Raw genomic sequence first — 1,151 nt, forward strand, 5'->3', positions numbered from 1 at the left:
ACAGTACGACCACCTTCACGAATCGCAAAACGTAAGCCGTCTGCCATCGCGATTGGGTGAATTAATGATACTGTCATTTTGATGTTATCACCAGGCATTACCATTTCTACGCCTTCTGGTAATTCGATAGTACCAGTTACGTCAGTTGTACGGAAGTAGAACTGTGGACGGTAACCTTTGAAGAATGGAGTGTGACGACCACCTTCATCTTTGCTTAAGATATACACTTCTGATTCGAAATCAGTATGTGGAGTGATTGAACCTGGTTTTGCAAGTACTTGACCACGTTCGATTTCTTCACGTTTTGTACCACGTAGTAATACACCAACGTTTTCACCCGCACGACCTTCGTCAAGCAATTTACGGAACATTTCAACACCAGTACAAGTTGTTTTAGCAGTTGGTTTGATACCAACGATTTCAACTTCTTCACCAACTTTGATTACACCGCGTTCAACACGACCCGTTACTACTGTACCACGACCTGAAATTGAGAATACGTCTTCAATTGGTAATAGGAATGGTTTGTCAATATCACGTTCTGGCTCAGGAATGTAGCTGTCTAATGCTTCAGCTAATTCAACAATTTTGTCTTCCCATGCTGCATCGCCTTCTAACGCTTTAAGCGCTGAACCACGAATAACTGGTGTATCATCACCTGGGAAATCATATTGAGATAGAAGTTCACGTACTTCCATTTCAACTAATTCTAATAACTCTTCGTCATCAACCATATCACATTTGTTTAAAAATACGATGATGTAAGGAACACCTACTTGACGACCTAAAAGGATGTGCTCACGAGTTTGTGGCATAGGACCATCTGTTGCTGCTACGACTAAGATAGCACCGTCCATTTGTGCCGCACCAGTGATCATGTTTTTAACATAGTCAGCATGGCCCGGGCAGTCTACGTGTGCGTAGTGACGAGTTGGTGTGTCATATTCAACGTGTGAAGTGTTGATGGTGATACCACGTGCTTTTTCTTCTGGTGCGTTATCGATTTGATCGAATGCACGCGCTTGACCGCCGTATTTTTTAGCAAGTACAGAAGTAATTGCCGCAGTTAAAGTTGTTTTACCATGGTCAACGTGGCCGATTGTACCAACGTTAACGTGGGGTTTTGTACGTTCAAATTTTTCTTTAGACAT

The 1,151-nt window shown here is 42.4% G+C and carries 1 protein-coding gene; it reads right to left on the reverse strand.

Annotated elements, in window-relative coordinates; genetic code table 11:
• Positions 1-1,151: elongation factor Tu (gene tuf / locus ACYIAJ_RS11260; RefSeq protein WP_483560787.1), on the reverse strand; the 1,151-nt coding region annotated here is incomplete at its 3' end.

This window comes from Gilliamella sp. X-46 (genome assembly GCF_057063525.1).